The sequence below is a fragment of the Erwinia sp. S38 genome, assembly GCF_016624545.1.
Taxonomy (GTDB): Bacteria; Pseudomonadota; Gammaproteobacteria; order Enterobacterales; family Enterobacteriaceae; genus Erwinia; species Erwinia coffeiphila.
On record NZ_JACVTS010000081.1, the window covers coordinates 1 to 394 of the forward strand.

A 394-nucleotide genomic window follows, 5' to 3' on the forward strand; every position below is an offset into this window, starting at 1 on the left:
CGTGCACCTGGTTTCATCCCATGAACAGCGGCTGTGCTTCCCGCTGGATTCGATCCGCCGGCCGAATGGTCAATATCCGGCCAGCAGCGTGGAGGTGGTTTATCCGGGGATGCATTCTGATTTAGGCGGGGGATACCCGCCGGGGGATCAAGGAAAAGCTAAGGCTGAGGATGATGGTTTTCTATTATCACAAATTGCCTTACATGATATGTATGCATCGGCCTTCCAGATTGGAGCTCCACTCAAAGTGCTTAGGGATGCATTACCTTCTGATTTGAAAAACGATATTTGGCGAATGATGCCTTTTGATTTGGGTCTGGAGTTTGAAATAGCCCCCGAACTTATCAACCGCTTCAACGCCTGGCGAGAGCTCACCCTGGGGCAACAAGCCCCT

The 394-nt window shown here is 51.5% G+C and carries 1 pseudogene; it reads left to right on the plus strand.

Annotated elements, in window-relative coordinates:
* A pseudogene (locus tag IBT46_RS27080) lies at positions 1 to 394 on the plus strand (DUF2235 domain-containing protein); the annotation flags it as partial.